The 20,309-nt window shown below is 57.8% G+C and carries 12 protein-coding genes; 9 read left to right on the top strand and 3 right to left on the bottom strand.

Going from position 1 to position 20,309, the window contains the following annotated elements; all coding sequences use genetic code 11:
- The first annotated feature begins 41 nt into the window (after positions 1-41).
- Positions 42-1,493 (top strand): N-acetylglucosamine-binding protein GbpA, encoded by a 1,452-nt coding sequence (gene gbpA, locus IM299_RS14740; RefSeq protein WP_193357698.1) that lies wholly within the window; start codon positions 42-44, stop codon positions 1,491-1,493.
- A 44-nt stretch (positions 1,494-1,537) separates the two neighbouring features.
- On the opposite strand, the gene IM299_RS14735 is transcribed toward gbpA, so the two are convergent.
- Positions 1,538-3,922, bottom strand: coding sequence for a beta-N-acetylhexosaminidase (locus tag IM299_RS14735; RefSeq protein ID WP_193357697.1), 2,385 nt, complete (start codon positions 3,920-3,922; stop codon positions 1,538-1,540).
- Positions 3,923-4,100: 178 nt separating this feature from the next.
- Positions 4,101-6,809 carry a magnesium-translocating P-type ATPase gene (mgtA, locus tag IM299_RS14730; protein WP_193357696.1) on the bottom strand — a complete coding sequence of 903 codons (2,709 nt, stop codon included), beginning with the start codon at positions 6,807-6,809 and terminating at the stop codon, positions 4,101-4,103.
- A 390-nt stretch (positions 6,810-7,199) separates the two neighbouring features.
- Between mgtA and treR the strand changes: the two genes are divergently transcribed.
- From treR to IM299_RS14710, 4 genes are all read left to right on the top strand, one after another.
- Complete coding sequence (gene treR / locus IM299_RS14725) at positions 7,200-8,147, top strand: trehalose operon repressor TreR (RefSeq protein WP_028015312.1); 948 nt, start codon at positions 7,200-7,202, stop codon at positions 8,145-8,147.
- Positions 8,148-8,275: 128 nt separating this feature from the next.
- Positions 8,276-9,694 carry a PTS trehalose transporter subunit IIBC gene (gene treB, locus IM299_RS14720; protein WP_028015311.1) on the top strand — a complete coding sequence of 473 codons (1,419 nt, stop codon included), beginning with the start codon at positions 8,276-8,278 and terminating at the stop codon, positions 9,692-9,694.
- Positions 9,695-9,745: 51 nt separating this feature from the next.
- Positions 9,746-11,401, top strand: coding sequence for an alpha,alpha-phosphotrehalase (gene treC, locus IM299_RS14715; RefSeq protein ID WP_193357695.1), 1,656 nt, complete (start codon positions 9,746-9,748; stop codon positions 11,399-11,401).
- A 135-nt stretch (positions 11,402-11,536) separates the two neighbouring features.
- Positions 11,537-12,283: an oligogalacturonate-specific porin KdgM family protein gene (locus tag IM299_RS14710; protein WP_028015309.1), complete on the top strand. Its 747-nt coding sequence runs from the start codon at positions 11,537-11,539 to the stop codon at positions 12,281-12,283.
- Positions 12,284-12,291: 8 nt separating this feature from the next.
- Here IM299_RS14710 and IM299_RS14705 read toward each other — a convergent pair whose 3' ends face one another.
- Positions 12,292-12,951, bottom strand: a complete 660-nt coding sequence (locus IM299_RS14705; protein WP_193357694.1) for a MurR/RpiR family transcriptional regulator — start codon at positions 12,949-12,951, stop codon at positions 12,292-12,294.
- A 179-nt stretch (positions 12,952-13,130) separates the two neighbouring features.
- Here IM299_RS14705 and IM299_RS14700 point away from each other — a divergent pair, with 179 nt between their 5' ends.
- From IM299_RS14700 to nrdD, 4 genes are all read left to right on the top strand, one after another.
- A complete protein-coding gene (locus IM299_RS14700) occupies positions 13,131-14,528 on the top strand; it encodes a PTS fructose transporter subunit IIC (protein ID WP_193357693.1) in 1,398 nt (465 codons plus the stop codon).
- 10 nt (positions 14,529-14,538) lie between these two features.
- Complete coding sequence (locus IM299_RS14695) at positions 14,539-17,136, top strand: glycoside hydrolase family 38 C-terminal domain-containing protein (protein WP_193357692.1); 2,598 nt, start codon at positions 14,539-14,541, stop codon at positions 17,134-17,136.
- Between the two features lies 1 nt (position 17,137).
- Positions 17,138-17,710: a PTS sugar transporter subunit IIA gene (locus tag IM299_RS14690; RefSeq protein ID WP_193357691.1), complete on the top strand. Its 573-nt coding sequence runs from the start codon at positions 17,138-17,140 to the stop codon at positions 17,708-17,710.
- A gap of 369 nt (positions 17,711-18,079) precedes the next feature.
- A complete protein-coding gene (gene nrdD, locus IM299_RS14685) occupies positions 18,080-20,218 on the top strand; it encodes an anaerobic ribonucleoside-triphosphate reductase (RefSeq protein ID WP_041911452.1) in 2,139 nt (712 codons plus the stop codon).
- The last annotated feature ends 91 nt before the right edge of the window (positions 20,219-20,309 follow it).

Genomic DNA, 20,309 nt, shown 5'->3' with positions numbered 1-20,309 from the left:
GACTGGCGCTGCCTTGTTATATTCTAATTAATGGACGAAGAATGAAACTTTCTAAAATTGCGCTGGCCGTGACCACATTAACGGTGGCGTCTTCAGCACTTGCACACGGATATATCGAATCTCCTGCCAGCCGCGCCTATATGTGTAAGCTGGGTCAAAATATTGATTGCGGCTCCGTACAGTATGAACCGCAGAGCGTAGAGAAAACCTCCGGCTTCCCGACCGGGGCAGAGCCAGCAGACGGACACCTCGCCAGCGCGGGTATCTCTCAATATTCTCAGCTGGATAAGCAGAGCCTGAATGCGTGGACTAAAAACCCGATGACCGCGGGCCCGCATGAATTTGTCTGGCACCATACTGCGCCGCACAAAACCACCAACTGGCGTTATTACATTACCAAACAAAACTGGGACCCAAATAAGCCGCTAACTCGCGATCAGTTTGAATTAACCCCGTTCTGTACAATTAACGGAAATAGCCAGGCGCCAGCCGTAACTAAATCCATGACCTGTAATGTTCCTGAACGCACAGGCTATCAGGTAATTTACGGCGTATGGGAAATTGCAGATACCACAAACAGCTTCTATCAGGCTATCGACGTTGATTTCGGGAATGGCGGCAACGTTACCCCGGACGAAACGCCTGCGGTTGTGTCCGAGTGGAGCAAAACCCTGAGCGGCCAGATTGCCGGTAATAACCTGAACGTGGGCGATAAAGTTATCGCACGCTTCTTCGACGCCCACGGCGAAGTGACCGCCATGCGCACCGAGATGACCATCGGCTCTGCTGAACAAGGCGACGCTAACCAGTGGTCCTGGGATCTGGCGCAGAAGATCAACACCGCGCAGCACGACGTGCGCGTCGGCGTGAAGGATGAAGCCGGTGACATCAGCCCGGTTCACGGCGCCAACAGCGTCTTCGTGAAAGACGGCAGCACGTTGCAGTCCGTTGCTATCTCTTATGAAGAGCAGAAAGCGCAGGTGAGCGAAACCATCGCCGTAACCGATCTGCAATACAGCAAAATCGAACATGGCAACGCGACCGTGACCTTCCACGTGAATACGCAGGGTGACGTGAATTTTGAAGCACACGTGATGAACCACCACGGTGCGGAAAAAGGCTACCTGAAGCAGGACATGAACAACAGCAATCAGGACGTCACCATGACCCTGACCGACGTGACCGCCGGCCACCACATGCTGAAATACTACGCGACCAATAAAGACGGCACCCTGTTCGCGCAGGACGTCCTGAACCTGATGCTGGAAGGCGATGCCGCTGCGGATAGCACCGGCCACCACGACTTTACCTTCCCGGACAATATCGCGTCGTACAAGGCAGGTACCGTGGTGCTTCAGCCTAAAGACGGTAAGACCTACGAATGTAAGCCATTCCCGTACAGCGGCTTCTGCGTGCAGTACAGCCCAACCGCAAACCAGTATGAGCCAGGCGTTGGCGCACACTGGAAAGAGGCGTGGGTTCTGAAGAACTGAGTGGCCTTTACGCCCGGCGGCACTTCGTTTGCCGGGCATGTGTGTTACTGATTTCGCGTGGCGCGTAGCAGCGTCTCCAGCGGATAGACCGCCGCAATCACCACCTCATCCTGCACCTTCGCCGCGCTGTCCAGCTCGCTCTGGATCGAGGCGATCTCCTTGTCGTCCAGCGTCCCCTGACGCGCCACCAGATCCGTCAGCCTCAGGCCAATCGAGGCCAGCTTATCCACCTCCAGAATGACCGGCTTAATGGCCTTCAGCTGATAGCTGTTTTCGCTCAAGGCCAGCACGTCGCTGGTGTTGTTCTGCCAGCGGTTAAAGACGTGGCGCAGCGCCTCGGCGCTCTCCGTGTCTTCCGCGTCGCTCACCAGGCGGTCCGCCCACTTGTGCATCTGACGCACGGTAGCGCTTTCGGCGTTCAGCGCATCTGCAAGTTTGTTAAGCGGCTCAAACTGATGGTAGTTTCCGGCCTGGAACTTCAGGTGCTGGCGGGTGTAATACTGGGCCGGCTCGAGCGCCTGGGCGAGGATTTGCAGCGGCAGGGTGTCGGCATTGTTAGCGAGGCGCGTGAACTGCACCTGCTGCTGGGTATGCTGCTGCAGCCCGACGGACACCGTCGACCAGCTGTCCATCGCCTGCAGGCGGGTATACATATTATCGACGTCGTTGACGTCCTGCGCGGACCACAGCCGCTCCGCCACCGCAAAGGCACGCGGCCACAGGCGGATATCCAGCACCGGCGCGACCACGTTTTCCGCCCACAGCGCGGCTTCGCCACCGAGCAGGTTGGCCTGATTCGCCACGTCCGGCACGACCGGAGGGGTACCTTTCGGCACGTCGTCCAGACGCGCGCCGCTAATCGTGTAGCGGGTGTTTCCCACCAGGAAATAGCCGGTGAGTTTGTCGTTATTAACGTTGACCACCGGACGCGTTTCACCCATCCAGGTGTCGACGGTAAAGGTCACCTGGTTGTCGTCGCGCCACTGAATGTTATGCACCGCCCGACGCGATTTCCCGGCAAAATCAATAAAACCGCGCCAGCCGGCGTCGCCTTTCACCAGCGTAAAGCTGCCTTCCACCGGCTTGCCCTTCAGGCGCGGCATGGAGAAAGCCCAGCTCTGAACGCTGTCGGTGTCCGCTATCACGTCCACGCCATTCAGCCCCTGCGGCACGATTTCGTTGCGGTAGTGATAGGCGGTGGACTGGGGCTGGTCGAGGTAGAAGCCGGTTGAGAGAATGCCCTTATAGCCGTTCTGCGCCACCTGCCCCAGCGCGTCCTGTCCCTGCCAGGACTGGATCAGAATGCTTTTCGGCAGATCGGGATGGTAGATCTCGTCCCAGCCGACCATCTGCCGGTGGTGCTTCTCAAGGATCGTCTCCAGCTTGCGGTTGAAATACGCCTGCAGCGCGTGGCTGTCCGCCAGTTTGTTGTCGCGCATAAATCTCTGGATCGCCGCGTTTGCCTTCCACTGGCTGTCGTCCACCTCATCGCCGCCGATATGCAGATACGGATCGGGGAAGATCGCCGCCAGTTCGCTGACCATCGCGTCGGCAAAGGTGTAGGTCGCCTCTTTGGTGGGATCCAGCACCGGCTTCAGCACGCCCCAGTGGCGCTCCATAGCGTACGGCCCCGGCGCGCTCATCAGTTCTGGATAGGCGACGGCAATCGCTGAGGCGTGGCCCGGCATATCGATTTCCGGCACCACGCGTATGCCGCGTTCGGCAGCGTAACGCACAATCTCGCGCATCTGCTCAGGGGTGTAGAACAGCCCGTCGCTGGCAAGCTGGGTTAATTTTGGATAACGCTTCGAGGTAAAGCGCCAGCCCTGATCGTCAGTCAGATGCCAGTGCAGGACGTTGAGCTTGGCCGCAGCCATGCCGTCGATCTGACGCTTGATATCGGGTAATGGGATGAAATGGCGCGCCGAATCGAGCAGCAGCCCGCGCCACGGGAAGCGCGGCGAATCTTCGATGGTAACCCACGGAATCGAAGTGTTTTCGGCACCGTTCTGCATCAGCTGGAGCAAGGTTTCCATTGCGCGCAATGCGCCAAAGCGGGTGTTAGCGGAGATGTTCACGCCGTTGGCATCCACCGTGAGTTTGTAGCTCTCATCGCTGTCCGGCAGCGGCTGCGGCTTCACCTTTTTAGCGATGGCGATACGGATGGTCGGCTTGTCAGGTTTTTCGGCCTGTGGCTGTAGCGTCCAGCCGGTTTGCAGCGCAATGCGCTGGCGCAGGCGGTTGACCGCGTCCCCCAGATCGTCGCCGCTGACGCTCACGGAGAGTTGATTGTTAAGCACCAGCGCGCCCTGCGTCGTCGGGCGTTCAACCTTCGCAGGCCAGGGCATCAGGGGAAGGTCGCCTGCCGGCGCGGCAAAAGCGGAGGCGCCGAGCATAAGCCCGGCGGTTAAGAGACTGTACCGTAACATGAATGTTCCTTATCTGACGGGCCAAATACAGGCAAAACATTCTGTTAACATGCGTACAAATTGTCGTCAAGCGAATGCGCCGACGGAGATCACAGGTTGTTGAATTTGGGAGGAAAGCCAGATGCCGGGTGGCGGCTTCGCCTTACCCGGCCTACGTTTGGATTGTGGCAAAATGAGCTCACTGCCACCCATATCGACGCGCATAGAATCCTTTCACCATCTGCGTCAGCACCATATAGCCCGCGAGGATCGCCACCAGCCACGGGAAGTAGCTCAGCGGCAGCGCCTGAAGTTGCAGGTAGCTTGCCAGCGGTGAGAACGGCAGCGCGATACCCAGCGCCATCACTATGCCCGTCATCACAATCAGCGGCCACGCGGCACGGCTCTGGATGAACGGAATGCGGCGCGTGCGGATCATATGCACAATCAGCGTCTGGGACAGCAGCCCTACCACGAACCAGCCGGACTGGAACAGCGTCTGGTGTTCCGGGGTGTTGGCGTGGAACACAAACCACATCAGGCAGAAGGTCAGAATGTCGAAGATGGAGCTGATCGGGCCAAAGAACAGCATGAAGCGGCCCAGATCGGCCGGGTTCCAGCGCTGCGGCTTCTGGATTTGCTCGTCGTCCACGTTATCAAACGGGATCGCTACCTGAGAGACATCGTACATCAGGTTCTGGATCAGCAGGTGCAGCGGCAGCATCGGCAGGAACGGCAGAAACGCGCTCGCCACCAGCACGCTGAAGACGTTACCGAAGTTGGAGCTGGCGGTCATTTTGATGTACTTGAGCATGTTGGCGAAGGTGCGACGCCCTTCGATGACGCCCTCCTCCAGCACCATCAGGCTCTTTTCCAGCAGGATGATATCCGCCGCTTCACGGGCGATATCCACGGCGCCGTCCACGGAGATGCCAATGTCCGCCGCACGCAGCGCGGGCGCATCGTTAATGCCGTCGCCCATAAAGCCCACCACGTGCCCTTCACGACGCAGCAGCGTCACAATGCGCTCTTTGTGCATCGGCGTCAGGCGGGCAAACAGCGTCGTGCGCTGGGCAAGCTGCGCCAGTTCGTCGTCGGTGAGGTGCTCAATGTCGCTCCCCACCACCACGTCGCCCGCGTCCAGCCCCACTTCGTGGCACACTTTGGCCGCCACCAGCTCGCTGTCACCGGTGAGAATTTTGACGGTGATGCCGCTCGCCTTCAGCGCCTTCAGCGCCGGTGCGGTGGTCTCTTTCGGCGGATCGAGGAATGCGATGTAACCCTCGAGGATCAAATCGGATTCGTCGATACGCTGATAGTCCCCCTCCCGCGCGGGCAGGAATTTGCTCGCCACCGCCACCACGCGCAGCCCCTGACGGTTCAGGTTGTCGGTGACGCGCTTGATGCGGCGCAGCATGGTGTCGTCCAGCGGCACGATCTCCCCGTTATGGCGCACCTGCGTGGAGACGTTCAGGATCTCCTGCAGCGCGCCTTTGCAGATCAGCTGGTGCACGTCCGGCTGCTCGCTCACCACCACCGACATGCGGCGGCGCTCGAAGTCGAACGGGATTTCGTCCACCTTCTGCCAGCGGCCGGAGAGCGTACGGGCGGCCTCCTCGTCCACGCCTTCCAGCACCGCCACGTCGAGCAGGTTTTTCAGCCCGGTCTGGTAGTGGCTGTTCAGCCACGCGCTGTGGAGCACGCGCTCGCTGGTTTTACCGGCGATGTCGGTGTGGTTCTCCAGCACGATTTTATCCTGCGTCAGGGTGCCGGTTTTATCGGTGCAGAGAATATCCATCGCGCCAAAGTTCTGAATGGCGTCGAGGTGTTTGACGATCACCTTTTGTTTAGAGAGTTTGACCGCCCCGCGCGCCAGCGTGGAGGTAACGATCATCGGCAGCATTTCCGGGGTCAGGCCGACGGCCACGGAGAGCGCAAACAGCGCCGCCTCCCACCAGTCGCCCTTGGTGTAGCCGTTGATCAGCAGGACAATCGGCGTCATGACCATCATAAAGCGGATCAGCAGCATGCTGACGCGGCCAATCCCTTTCTGGAACGCATTCGGCTCGCTCTCCTGCTCGCTGACGCGCCCGGCAAGCTGTCCAAACCAGGTGTTGCCGCCGGTGGCGGTGACAATTGCCTGCGCGGTACCGCTGACCACCGTGGTGCCCATAAAGCACAGGGTGTCGCACTCGAGCGGGTTCATCTGCTGCGGGTCGCGGCTGCGCGATACCTTCTCAACGGGCAGGGACTCCCCGGTCAGAGAGGCCTGCGCCACGAACAGATCCCGCGCCTGGATGATGCGTAAATCCGCCGGGATCATGTCTCCCGCCGCCAGCTTCACCAGATCGCCCGGCACCAGCTGGTCAATAGGCAGTTCCACCCAGGCGTTTTCGCCGAGGTCGTTAATCACGCGCGAGACGGTTGCGGTGTTGCTGACCATCGCTTTCAGGGCGTCCGCCGCTTTGGTGGAGCGGGCTTCCTGAATGAAGTTCAGCAGCGTGGAGATACCCACCATCAGGGCAATCACGCCCGCGGCAAAGAGATCTTCCGTCGCGTAAGAGATAATGCCGAGTACGGTCAGCAGCAGGTTGAACGGGTTGCGGTAGCAGAGCCACAGGTGCACCCACCACGGAGAGGGCTTCTGCGCCGGGATCTGGTTATCGCCGTGCACGGCGCGGATTTTTTCCACTTCTGCCGCGTTCAGCCCTTCCGGATGGCCGCCAAAGGCGCGCCAGACTTCGTTTTCATCCATCGCCGCCACGTTCAGGCAGCGTTCGGTCAGGGACGCCGGGATCGCCGCTCCCGCCATGTTTTTGGCATTGGGCAGCGGGTCGCGCTGAACAAGACGGTGTGGCAGATGGCGGCTTAGCAGCGCCTGCAGCTGCCGGGTGATATTTTTAAACATAGACATTCCTCCGCATCCGCCAGGCGGACGCAGCATTCCCTTCAGGCGTGGCAAAGCCGTACCTGTCAGGCACTCAATTTTTCAAGCAGGAACGTTTGGGACGTTGCTGCCTCACATTACCGGTGAGACAGCAAAAGCTGGCTTACCGGAAAGAACAAATTCTCCCGTTCAGGAGAGGTGCGGGATCGGGATCCATAAAGCCTCCGGTAAGTAAAAAAACAGGGTGTCGCCGCGCAGTATAAAGATTTAAGCGTACCCTTTGTGACGATTCGGGCGGTATTATACGCGCCTGCAAATAAACAGTACGTAAACCAGACTTTGCCCATAGCGAAATCGCGCTATAGCATTAGGCTCAATTGACCATTTTGTCGTTGTTACAGGGAAAACAGCATGCAGAACCGCCTTACAATTAAAGACATCGCGCGTTTAAGCGGCGTGGGGAAATCAACCGTCTCACGCGTGCTGAACAACGAAAGCGGCGTCAGCGAACGCACCCGCGAGCGCGTTGAGGCGGTCATGAATCAGCACGGTTTTTCCCCTTCCCGCTCCGCGCGCGCCATGCGCGGGCAGAGCGATAAAGTGGTTGCGATCATCGTTTCGCGTCTGGATTCCCTCTCCGAAAACCTCGCCGTTCAGACCATGCTGCCTGCCTTCTACGAGCAGGGCTATGATCCGATCATGATGGAGAGCCAGTTCTCGCCACAGCTGGTGGAAGAACATCTCGGCATGCTCCAGCGCCGTAACATTGACGGCGTGGTGCTGTTTGGTTTTACCGGCATTGACGAGGAGATGCTGAAACACTGGCAGCCGTCGCTGGTGCTGCTGGCGCGCGATGCCCACGGCTTTGCCTCCGTCTGTTATGACGATGAGGGGGCGATTATCACCCTGATGCAGCGCCTGTACGAAGAAGGCCACCGCCACATCAGCTATCTTGGCGTGCCGCACGCGGACGTTACCACCGGCAAGCGCCGCCACGAAGCCTATCTGGCCTTTTGCAAAAAGCACAATCTCCCTGCCGTGGCCTCCCTGCCGGGGCTGGGCATGAAGCAGGGCTACGAGCAGGTCGCCAGCGTCCTGACGCCGCAGACCACCGCGCTGGTGTGCGCCACGGACACCCTTGCGCTGGGTGCCAGCAAGTATCTGCAGGAGCAGCGCATTGATAACCTGCAGGTGGCGAGCGTCGGCAGCACGCCGCTGATGAAGTTCCTGCACCCTGAAATTATCACCGTCGATCCGGGCTACGCCGAGTCCGGCAGGCAGGCCGCCGCGCAGCTGATCGAGCAGATCAACGGGCGGAGCGAGCCGCGCCAGATCGTTATTCCTGCCCGTCTCTCATAACCCCCCCTGAATCGTTTATTGTGATCTTCGCCCGATTTCGGGAACGTTCCCATTTTCGCCGTCACGCTGAAGGAGTAGGCTTGCGCTCAGGTCATTACCCCCCTCAACATCTGTCATGAGGTTTCATGATGAGTAAAGTCAAACAAGCAGATATCGATCGGCTGATCGTCCTGGTCGGCGGCCGCGAAAACATCGCCACCGTCAGCCATTGCATTACCCGCCTGCGCTTCGTGCTGAACGATCCGGCCAGGGCCAACCCGAAGGCGATTGAAGAGCTTTCCATGGTGAAAGGCTGCTTCACCAACGCCGGACAGTTCCAGGTGGTGATTGGTACCGAAGTGGGCGATTACTATCAGGCTCTGCTGGCGACCACCGGACACTCTTCTGCCGATAAAGAGCAGGCGAAGAAGGCGGCGCGCCAGAATATGAAGTGGCACGAGCAGCTGATTTCCCACTTTGCAGAAATCTTCTTCCCGCTGCTGCCGGCGCTGATCAGCGGGGGCTTAATTTTGGGCTTCCGTAACGTCATCGGCGATGTGCCAATGAGCGACGGTAAAACCCTGGCGCAGATGTACCCGGCGCTGCAAAGCATCTATGACTTCCTGTGGCTGATTGGCGAAGCGATCTTCTTCTACCTGCCGGTCGGGATCTGCTGGTCCGCCGTGCGCAAGATGGGCGGTACGCCAATTCTCGGTATCGTACTGGGCGTCACGCTGGTCTCTCCGCAGTTAATGAACGCTTACTTACTTGGTCAGCAGGTGCCGGAAGTATGGAACTTCGGCCTGTTTACCATCGCCAAGGTGGGCTATCAGGCGCAGGTCATTCCGGCCCTGCTGGCGGGTCTGGCGCTGGGCTTTATTGAGACGCGTCTGAAGCGCATCGTGCCGGATTACCTCTACCTGGTGGTGGTGCCGGTCTGCTCGCTGATCCTGGCCGTCTTCCTGGCGCACGCTTTTATCGGTCCGTTTGGCCGCATGATCGGCGACGGCGTGGCCTTCGCGGTGCGTCATCTGATGACCGGCAGCTTCGCGCCAATCGGTGCCGCGCTGTTTGGCTTCCTGTATGCCCCGCTGGTGATCACCGGCGTGCACCAGACCACGCTGGCCATCGATATGCAGATGATCCAGAGCCTCGGCGGTACCCCGGTCTGGCCGATTATCGCCCTCTCTAACATCGCACAGGCCTCTGCGGTGACCGGCATCATTATCGTTAGTCGTAAGCACAACGAGCGTGAGATCTCCGTTCCGGCGGCCATCTCCGCCTATCTCGGCGTCACCGAACCGGCGATGTACGGCATCAACCTGAAGTACCGCTTCCCGATGCTCTGCGCGATGATCGGCTCTGGCCTGGCGGGCCTGCTGTGCGGCCTGAACGGCGTGATGGCGAACGGGATTGGCGTCGGCGGCCTGCCGGGGATCCTCTCCATCCAGCCTACTTTCTGGCAGGTGTTTGCCCTGGCCATGGCGGTGGCGATTATCGTCCCCATGGCGCTCACCACCGTGGTTTACCAGCGTAAGTTCCGTCAGGGCACGCTGCAGATTGTTTAACTTCATCTTTCGGGGCGCAATTGCGCCCCTTCGCATTTGCAGGAACGCACTATGAATACCCTTCCTCACTGGTGGCAGAACGGCGTCATCTACCAGATTTACCCAAAGAGTTTTCAGGACACCACCGGCAGCGGCACCGGCGATCTGCGCGGCGTGACGCAGCGGCTGGATTACCTGAAAACCCTCGGCATCGACGCCATCTGGCTGACGCCGTTTTATATTTCCCCGCAGGTGGATAACGGCTACGACGTGGCGAATTACACCGCCATCGACCCGTCCTTTGGCACGCTGGATGATTTTGACGAGCTGGTTGCCGAAGCGCACGAACGCGGCATTCGCATCGTGCTGGATATGGTGTTTAACCATACCTCTACGCAGCACGCCTGGTTCCGCGAGTCGCTGAACAAAGAGAGCCCGTACCGCCAGTTCTACATCTGGCGCGACGGCACGCCGGAGCAGCTCCCCAACAACTGGCGCTCCAAGTTTGGCGGCAACGCCTGGCGCTGGCACGCCGAGAGCGAGCAGTATTATCTTCACCTTTTCGCGCCCGAGCAGGCAGATCTCAACTGGGAAAACCCGGCGGTGCGCGCCGAGCTGAAAAAGGTATGCGAGTTCTGGGCCGATCGCGGCGTGGACGGCTTGCGCCTCGACGTCATTAACCTGATTTCGAAAGATCAGACCTTCCCGGACGATCCCTTCGGCGACGGTCGTCGCTTCTACACCGACGGACCGCGCATTCACGAATATCTTCAGGAAATGAGCCGCGACGTCTTCACCCCGCGCAACCTGATGACGGTGGGCGAGATGTCTTCCACCTCGCTGGAGAACTGCCAGCAGTACGCGTCGCTCGACGGGCGCGAGCTGTCGATGACCTTTAACTTCCACCACCTGAAGGTGGACTACCCCGGCGGCGAAAAGTGGACGAAGGCAAAGCCGGACTTCGTGGCGCTGAAAACCCTTTTCCGCCACTGGCAGCAGGGGATGCACAACAAAGCCTGGAACGCGCTGTTCTGGTGTAACCACGACCAGCCGCGCATCGTGTCGCGCTTTGGCGACGAAGGGGAACACCGCGTTCACGCTGCAAAGATGCTCGGCATGGTGCTGCACGGCATGCAGGGCACGCCGTATATCTACCAGGGTGAAGAGCTGGGCATGACCAACCCGCACTTCAGCCGCATCACCGACTACCGCGACGTGGAAAGCCTGAACATGTTCGCCGAACTGCGGGCCAATGGCCGTGAGCCGGATGAATTACTGGCGATCCTGGCGAGTAAATCCCGCGATAACGGGCGAACCCCAATGCAGTGGGACGCGTCGCACAATGCGGGCTTTACCGAGGGCGAGCCGTGGATTGGAGTCTGCGATAACTATGAAACCGTGAATGCCCGTACGGCGCTGGACGACCCGGATTCAGTGTTCTACACCTATCAGTCGCTGATTCGTCTGCGCAAAACCCTCCCGGTGCTGACGTGGGGGGATTACGACGATCTGCTGCCGGAACACCCTTCCCTGTGGTGCTATCGCCGCCAGTGGCAGGGCCAGACGCTGATGGTGGTGGCAAACCTGAGCCGAGAGCGCCAGCAGTGGCAGCCGGACCCGGTCCAGGGCGCATGGCAGGTCGCACTCAGCAACTATGAGGACGTCCCCTCTCGTCCCGATACGCTGCAACTGCGCCCGTTTGAAGCCATCTGGTGGGTGCAGGAATAAACGTCAGGAGATACAGCATGCTGTATCTCCTTTTTTATGTTTAGCGATACGCTAAATGTACGACGATAACTTTTACATCACGGCGTACCGAAAATAAAAATAGTCCTGCCAATTAAATAACCTCGGCAGGACATGATGAAAAAGACAATTATTAAAGTAACGTGTATTAGCGCATTATTATTGAGCACACAGGGATGGTGCGGAAATACGTCCGTCGACCTTCGCTTTGGCCATAATACGCGCTCTGACGTAAATGATTCACGTATTAAGGTTATGCATCAGGCGGATAACGGTTTTTACTTCTCCGTTGAAGCCGCACAAAACCATAACGACACCTTTTTTGGTGATACCGACCGAAATAATCCCGATGACAAAGGATTAACGGAGGCGGCACAGGAGATTGAAACGCGCTGGCGCTTCAATCTGGGCAATGGCTTTGCCGTTGCGCCTGGCATGGTGACGGTTTTCACCCCCAGTAATACCCACTATCGCCCCTTCATTCAGGGCTGGAAAGCGTTTGATAACGGTCTGAATCTTTCCGCCCGTTACCGTTATAACACCATCAATGACGCGCACAGCGACAAAGAACTCGACGGCAGCGGCTATACCCGCCGTCAGTCACACCAGTTCGACATTTGGTTCGCGTACAACATTGGCAAATTCGGTATGTCCTACAACCCGCGCTTCCGCTGGCAGGATAATGTCGATCAGGGAACCGGGGATGATACCTACTGGGAGCATACCGTTGCGTTCAACTACCAGCTCGACGATGGCTGGACGCCTTACGTCGAGCTGGTGTCACTGGATAAAACCTATATCAACAATGACGGCAACCATGAAAATGATTATGCCGTACGTCTGGGGATAGTGAAGCAGCTCTGACGGCCTGACTACACCGTATCGTGCTGCAGCAGCCTGCAGCCGATACGGTCCACGGCGCTTAACAGTTCAAGCTGTCCCTCCCGCTGATACAGCGATACCGCGTTAATGTCGATCGATAACGGCCAGCATAGCGTTGAGATCGACGCCAGCGTCGCCCCCTGACGGGTAATTGCAATAATCTTTAAGCCCTTGCGCAGCGCGTTTCGCGCCATTTCTATCAGCGACTGTGTCTCCCCGGATTTGCTGATCAGCACCAGCGTCCCCTTCGATACCCGTGTCAGCTGGTGCATGTCATTCAAAATAAGATGCGGCAGGCTCGCCAGCGATAAAAAGCGCGACAGGTAGTTGAGGCTGGTAAGCGAGGCGCCGCGTGCGTACAGATAGATATGGCTGGAATGGATGAGCAGCCTGGACACCTCCGCCACAATGTCGTCCGCCTGCGGACCCGCGTCGGGCACTGCAGGCGCAGGGGTAAAATGATCGCGTAAAAAACGATACCGAAGCTCGGTATAGCTTTTATACCCCATTTTTTTACACACACGATTAACGGATGTTGTCGTTGTAAAGGTATCACGGGCAATCTCTTTTGCCGAAATATTAGAAATATTAGACGCGTGATGCTGAATGTATTCAAATATCAAGCGTTCACTTCCCTGGAATGAATTCATATATTACACCCTGTTTAATCCCGGCATGATATTAACACAACAGAGAAATAGTCTCTGGAAGGCGCTTCACACATTGCATTTACGCGTATCACGATACGTAATTAGTATTAGCAAACGTTAAAAACTGTTTTAGGTTCTCTTTATACTTTCCCTGTTTTCACATCCAGGGAATTATGACAATGACGAAACAGAAAGTTGTCGCGGTAACGGCGTGCCCGACGGGCATTGCACATACCTTTATGGCGGCGAATAAAATTATTGCATGGGCTAAAGAGCACAATATTGAGGTTAAGGTCGAAACGCAGGGCAGCGACGGCGTTAAAAACCGCTTAACGAAGCAGGATATTGCCTCCGCCACGGCCATTATTCTGGCAACCGACGTCCCCATTCAGGATGTCGAACGCTTTGAAAACATTCCCCACCTTCAGACCCGCACGCAAGAGCTGATCAAGCATACCGATCGCTATCTGCGTCAGGCGCTTGCCATGGAAAAAAACGTCACGACTGTCGTACATGAAGACGAACTCCAGCCTTCGGCTTACCAGATTTTTATCGGCCATATCATGGCGGCCATCAGCTATATGCTGCCGGTGGTGGTCATGGGCGGGCTGATGATGGCAACGGCCAAAATTACCGGCCAGTTTATTAACATCGACCATTCGCCGTTCAGCGTGCTGGATAAAGTGGGCTTTATGACCATTAAGTTCATGTATCCGGTTTTCGCCATGTATCTGGCGTTTTCCATTGCCGGCAAACCGGCGCTGATCCCCGGACTTATCGGCGGCATCATGTCAGACGAGGTCTATAAGCGCTTCTTTGATATCGAAGGCTTTATGCCGTCCGGCTTTTTCGGCGCGATCGGCATTGGCTTTTTTGTGGGCTATTTGGTGCGCTGGCTGAATGATTCCATTCACGTCCGCCAGCAGCTCACCACCATCAAGACCATGCTGGTCGTCCCGCTCATCACCGGCATTACGCTGGTGATGGTCATGGAATATTTGATTAACCCGATTTTCGGCTCGCTTAACCAGCTGATGGTGGTCTTTTTTACCTCGGCAGGTGACACCGGGCGCGGATTCTATTCCGCGATGATCGCCGCAGGCACCGCGTTTGACCTGGGCGGCCCGGTCAACAAGGCGGCAGGCTCAGTCGCGCTCGGCCTGAATGGCATGAGCGAAACGTTTGATCTCACCGCCCGCGAACTCTCCATCGTGATCCCCTCTGTTGGCGTCGGCTTTGCCGCGTTCCTCAACGGCCGCTTTGGACTACCGGATGTTTTTAGCCGGGAAGAGAAAACCGTTGGCAGCACCTCGTTGCTGCTGGGCGTGATTGGGATCTCCGAAGGCGCGATCCCGTTCATCCTGAAAAACCCACGTCTGATCCCGGTGTTCATGACCGGTGCCGTCGCCGGCGCGCTGGTCGCCATTGCACTCGGCGTGAAGCAGACGCTGCCGCTGCCGGCCATCTGGGGCTGGCCGCTGGCAACCAACGTGGCGGGCTACCTGGCGAGCGTCTTTATTGGCGCACTGATTTGCGCCCTGGGCGTGCTTTACGTCAGCCCAAAGAACGCCAGCTAAGGGGAAGGTCATGAATCAGATCCACGTCATTGCCCATACGCACTGGGATCAAGAGTGGTATTTCACCCGTCAGGACAGCATGGTGCTGGCGTCATATAACTTTGCGGACGTCATCGACACGCTGGAGCACGACCCGGCTTACAGCTGCTATCACCTTGATGGACAGATGGCGGTGGTAGAGGACTTTCTCGCCATCAATCCCGATTATCGCACCAGGCTGGAGACGCTGGTCAGAGCGAAAAGGATTTTTGTGGGGCCGTGGTATACCCAGACGGATACCTACAACGTGCATGGCGAATCCATTATCCGCAACCTCAAATACGGCATCTTCTCTGCCCGAAAGCTGGGGCACGCCATGCAGGTTGGGTATCTTCCTGATACCTTCGGCCACAATGCGCAGATGCCCACGATTTTGCAGGGCTGCAATATCGACAACATCGTCTTCTGGCGCGGCATCGATCACGACAGACAGGCGAAAAGCAGCCAGTTCCTCTGGCGCGCGCCGTCAGGGGCGACCGTTATCGCCTGCGCGATGGCGCTCGGTTATGGCGCGGCTAAAAACATCTCTTCAGACGCGAGCCATTTGCAGGGAAAAATCTATCCGATGGTCAATCTCCTGCGCTCGCGGGCCGGAATAAATGACCTGCTGCTGCCCTGCGGCGGCGATCAGGTCAGTATCGACCCGGCGCTGCCGAAAATCCTGCAGGTCGCCAGCGCACGCTCCCCGGATGAGGACCGTTACGTCATCAGTTCGCTGGAGCGCTACGTCGGCATTCTGCGCGCGCAGCGTGAGCAGTTTGAATTCTGGGAAGGAGAGCTGAAATCGCCGCGCTACACCCGCATCCATAAAACGATCGGCTCCGTGCGCTACGACATTAAAAAGAAAAATGATGCAGTTGAGCAGTTCATCCTGCGGCAGCTGGAGCCGACAATCGCCATGGCGCGTCATCAGGGGCTGCCGGTCAACCTCTCGGTGGTCGATACGCTCTGGAAGAAGCTGTTGCGAAGCCATGCCCATGACTCCATCGGCGGCTGTAACAGCGATGCCACCAACCGCGATATTTTGCATCGACTGGAGCAAACCGAACAGCTGTGCCATAGCCTGTGGAACCTGGTGGTGAAAACCCTGGCCGCCGCCTGCGCCCGGGAAGGCGATCTGCTGATTTTTAACCCGCTGGGCACGCAAACGCAGCGCGTGGTGAAAACCACTCTCTATAGCCGCGCTGAAAATATCGCCCTGATGTATCAGGGGCAGGCCATCCCCTTCGACGTCCTGAAAAGAGACGTGTTGCCCGGCGGAACGGCGATCTCCCTTAACGCCGAAGGCGAGTGTGAAACGCCCCTTCCCCCTTATTACCGCTGGCACGTTGCTGTGAAAACACCGGTTCTGCCACCGGTCGGCTATCTCAGCGTTAACGTTGAAGATGACCCGGCGCCTTTCCGGCAGCCTGAACAGACAACGGGCAGCGAGATAGAGAATGCGCATTATCGATTAACGCTGGACGACGGAACGCTAACCCTGCAGGACAAACGCAGCGGCAGATGCATCCCCTCGTTCTTTACCCTTGAAGACTGTGCGGATGCGGGCGACAGCTACGATTTCTCACCGCTTGCGGGCGATACGCCGACGCGATGCGACCATTTCACGCTCGTCGGCTGCCTGAAAACGCCGCTTGTCGAAAAGCTGATCGTTGAAGCCACCCTGTTTCTTCCGCCAGATCTCGCCGGACGCCAGGATACTGCCCGAACGCCGTTATCCCTTCGTCTGGAGTGCACATTACGCGAAGACGATCCGAACCTGTACGTCGAGGCTTCGCTGGAAAACAGCCACTGCGATCACCGGCTACGTTTACTGATCGGCAGCGATATTCGCACCCGTCACGCTATCGCCTCCCAGCCCTTCGCGATAATCCAGCGCGATACGGGGTGTGAGAGTGGAAACTGGCAGGAGCGCTATCGCGAGATGCCCGTGGATATCGAAACCACCGAAGGCATTATTGCTGTCGCGGAAGCGGGCAAAGCGCTGGTGGTGAATAGTCGCGGTATGAAGGAATTTCAGATTATCGGCAGCGAACCCGCGACGATTGCCCTGACGTTGTTTAAAGCGACGGGCGTGCTCGGGCGCAACGATCTCGACTGGCGACCGGGCCGGGCGTCCGGCATTAATAATACGGTGGTTGAGACCCCCGACGCCCAGTTACTGAAACCGCTGCACTTTTCATTTACCGTCGCGCTGGCCGACAGCGCCGATCATCTCACGCTTCGCCAGCTGGAAAACCAGGCTGCGGGACAGCCCTTCACCTACCAACGGCAATCGTTACACACGCTCGATCACCGCCTTGAGCGCTTTGCGTTGCGTCTGCCCGAGCATCAGCTTCCGGCACAATTCTCATTATTGACCCTGCCGGAGCCGCTAGTCCTTTCTGCCCTGCCCCATGCGCAACGATCGAATGGCACCGTCGTCCGGGTGTTTAACGCCGGGACGCAGCCGGTTCCCGTCCCGGAAAGTCTGGCGGGGCTACGTCAGATCAACTATCTGGAAGAGCCTGTGCCGCCGGTAACGGCAATCCCCCCTTTCGCAACCTGCGATTTTTTGATGGAGGCTTAATATGAACTTGCTTGCATTGACGCACCCCGATCTGGTTTTTATCAACCCGCCGCACCGTACGCCTGAAGCGCTGATCCGCTGGCTCGCCGAACCGCTCGCCAGGCGAAAAATCATCTGCGATGAAGAAACATTCATCCAGAGCGTGTTACAGCGCGAAAGCGAAGGCCCTACCGCGCTGGGTGAAGCGCTCGCCGTTCCGCACGGTAAAACCGAGGCGGTGCAGCAGGCGGCGTTTTGTCTGGCACTCTTTGACGACCCGATACGCTGGCCGGGGCTGGACAGTGATGAAGAGGTCAGAATGGTTTTCCTGCTCGCCATTCCGCCCGCGGAAGCAGGCAGTACCCATATGCAGCTGCTGACGACGCTGACCAGTTTATTGACAGAAGATCGAGTGCGCGCGCAGCTTCTGGCGGCGCGCACCCGGGAAGAGGCGATGTCCGCCCTGAGTGCTGAAGAACCTCAAAAACAGGATGCGGCCCCTGACCGCTCCCTTCTCATTCCGGTGATACTGGGCAGTATCGCTACCGCAGCCTTTTTACAGGCAGGATTGAGCTGGGCCTGCGCGATGAATTAACCGAACGGCGCTCAGCATGTACCACGTTGAGCGCTTGTTTTTGTTGAATAATTAATCAGATTTTTCCTTCGCGTCTTTACAAAGGCTGAAGCGCCCGCCGTTTGTACTCTCGTCTTTTTACTTTGTTCTGCGTCAAATAAATCGCAAACTTGTTTGATGCAAATCACTATATGTAGAACTTAAAATGCACGCCGACCCAACATCTTGTATTAATCGTCTACTATTCCAACAACAAGACGGCGCTGACGCTGGCCGGAATTGTGGATAACACGAGCTGGGAACGGGGGAAGTCTTTGGCCTGGCGGGGAATACGTCCGGTGAATACTTCTCCACCTCTGTGGATAACCTGTTTTTAAAAATGGAGTGATCATGACACCGCATGTGATGAAACGTGATGGCTGTAAAGTGCCGTTTAAATCAGAGCGCATCCAGGAAGCCATTCTGCGTGCAGCTAAAGCAGCGGGAGTCGATGACGCAGATTACTGCGCCACCGTCGCAGAAGTCGTTAGCAGCCAGATGACTGAACGCAGCCAGGTCGATATCAACGAGATCCAGACCGCGGTTGAAAACCAGCTGATGGCTGGCCCCTACAAACAGTTAGCCCGCGCCTACATTGAGTATCGCCACGATCGCGACGTGCAGCGTGAGAAGCGCGGTCGCCTGAATCAGGAGATCCGTGGCCTGGTGGAGCAGACCAACTCTGCCCTGCTCAATGAAAACGCCAACAAAGACAGCAAAGTGATCCCGACCCAGCGCGATCTGCTGGCCGGTATCGTCGCCAAACACTATGCCCGCCAGCATCTGCTGCCGCGCGACGTGGTCTCGGCACACGAGCGCGGCGAGATCCACTATCACGACCTCGATTACTCGCCGTTCTTCCCGATGTTCAACTGCATGCTGATCGACCTGAAAGGCATGCTGACCCAGGGCTTTAAAATGGGTAACGCCGAGATTGAACCGCCTAAGTCGATCTCCACGGCGACAGCGGTAACGGCACAGATCATCGCTCAGGTGGCGAGCCACATTTATGGCGGGACCACCATTAACCGCATTGACGAAGTGCTGGCCCCGTTCGTGACGGCGAGCTTCAACAAGCATCGGAAAACTGCCGAAGAGTGGCAGATCCCGGACGCGGACGGCTATGCGCACTCCCGTACCGAAAAAGAGTGCTACGACGCGTTCCAGTCGCTGGAATATGAAGTGAACACGCTGCACACCGCCAACGGGCAGACGCCGTTTGTAACCTTCGGTTTTGGCCTGGGCACCAGCTGGGAATCACGCCTGATCCAGCAGTCCATTCTGCGCAACCGTATTTCCGGCCTCGGCAAGAACCGCAAAACCGCGGTGTTCCCGAAACTGGTGTTCGCTATCCGCGACGGCCTGAACCACAAGTTTGGCGATCCGAACTACGACATCAAACAGCTGGCGCTGGAGTGCGCGAGCAAGCGCATGTACCCGGACATTCTGAACTACGACCAGGTGGTAAAAGTCACCGGCTCGTTTAAAACGCCTATGGGCTGCCGCAGTTTCCTCGGGGTGTACGAGGATGAAAACGGCGAGCAGATCCACGACGGGCGTAACAACCTGGGCGTCATCAGCCTGAACCTGCCGCGCATCGCGCTGGAGGCCAAAGGCAATGAAGCTGAATTCTGGAAACTGCTGGATGAACGCCTGCAGCTGGCGCGTAAGGCGCTGATGACCCGTATCGCACGCCTTGAAGGGGTGAAAGCCCGCGTGGCGCCCATCCTCTATATGGAAGGGGCCTGCGGCGTGCGCCTGAAGGCGGACGATGACGTGTCCGAGATCTTCAAAAACGGCCGCGCGTCGATTTCGCTGGGCTATATCGGCATCCACGAAACCATCAACGCCCTGTCTGGCGACGCGCATATGTACGACAGCGCGGCCCTGCGCGAAAAAGGCATTGCGATTGTCCAGCGCCTGCGCGACGCGGTTGACCAGTGGAAAGAGGAAACTGGCTACGGGTTTAGCCTCTACAGTACGCCGAGCGAGAACCTGTGCGACCGCTTCTGCCGTCTGGACACCGCCGAGTTCGGGATTGTGGAAGGCGTGACCGACAAAGGGTACTACACCAACAGCTTCCACCTCGACGTGGAGAAAAAGGTAAACCCGTACGACAAGATCGACTTCGAAGCGGCCTATCCACCCATCGCCAGCGGCGGCTTCATCTGTTACGGCGAGTACCCGAACATCCAGCACAACCTGAAGGCGCTGGAAGACGTGTGGGATTATAGCTATCAGCACGTGCCGTATTACGGGACCAATACGCCAATCGACGAATGCTACGAGTGTGGCTTTACCGGTGAGTTCGAGTGTACGAGCAAAGGCTTTACCTGCCCGAAATGCGGCAACCACGATGCAGCCCGCGTGTCCGTGACCCGCCGCGTGTGCGGCTATCTCGGCAGCCCGGATGCCCGTCCGTTTAACGCCGGCAAGCAGGAAGAGGTGAAGCGCCGGGTGAAACATCTGGGGAATGGGCAGATCGGTTGAGCCACTGCCACATTTATGCCCGGTGGCGCTGCGCTTACCGGGCCTACGGACCGCTCTCTTTTGTAGGCCGGGTAAGCGCAGCGCCACCCGG

The sequence above is a fragment of the Enterobacter cloacae complex sp. P47BA genome, assembly GCF_014930485.1.
Lineage (GTDB): Bacteria > Pseudomonadota > Gammaproteobacteria > Enterobacterales > Enterobacteriaceae > Enterobacter > Enterobacter bugandensis.
The sequence above is the reverse complement of the archived record's forward strand: the minus strand, read 5'-3'. Positions and strand labels throughout refer to the sequence as shown.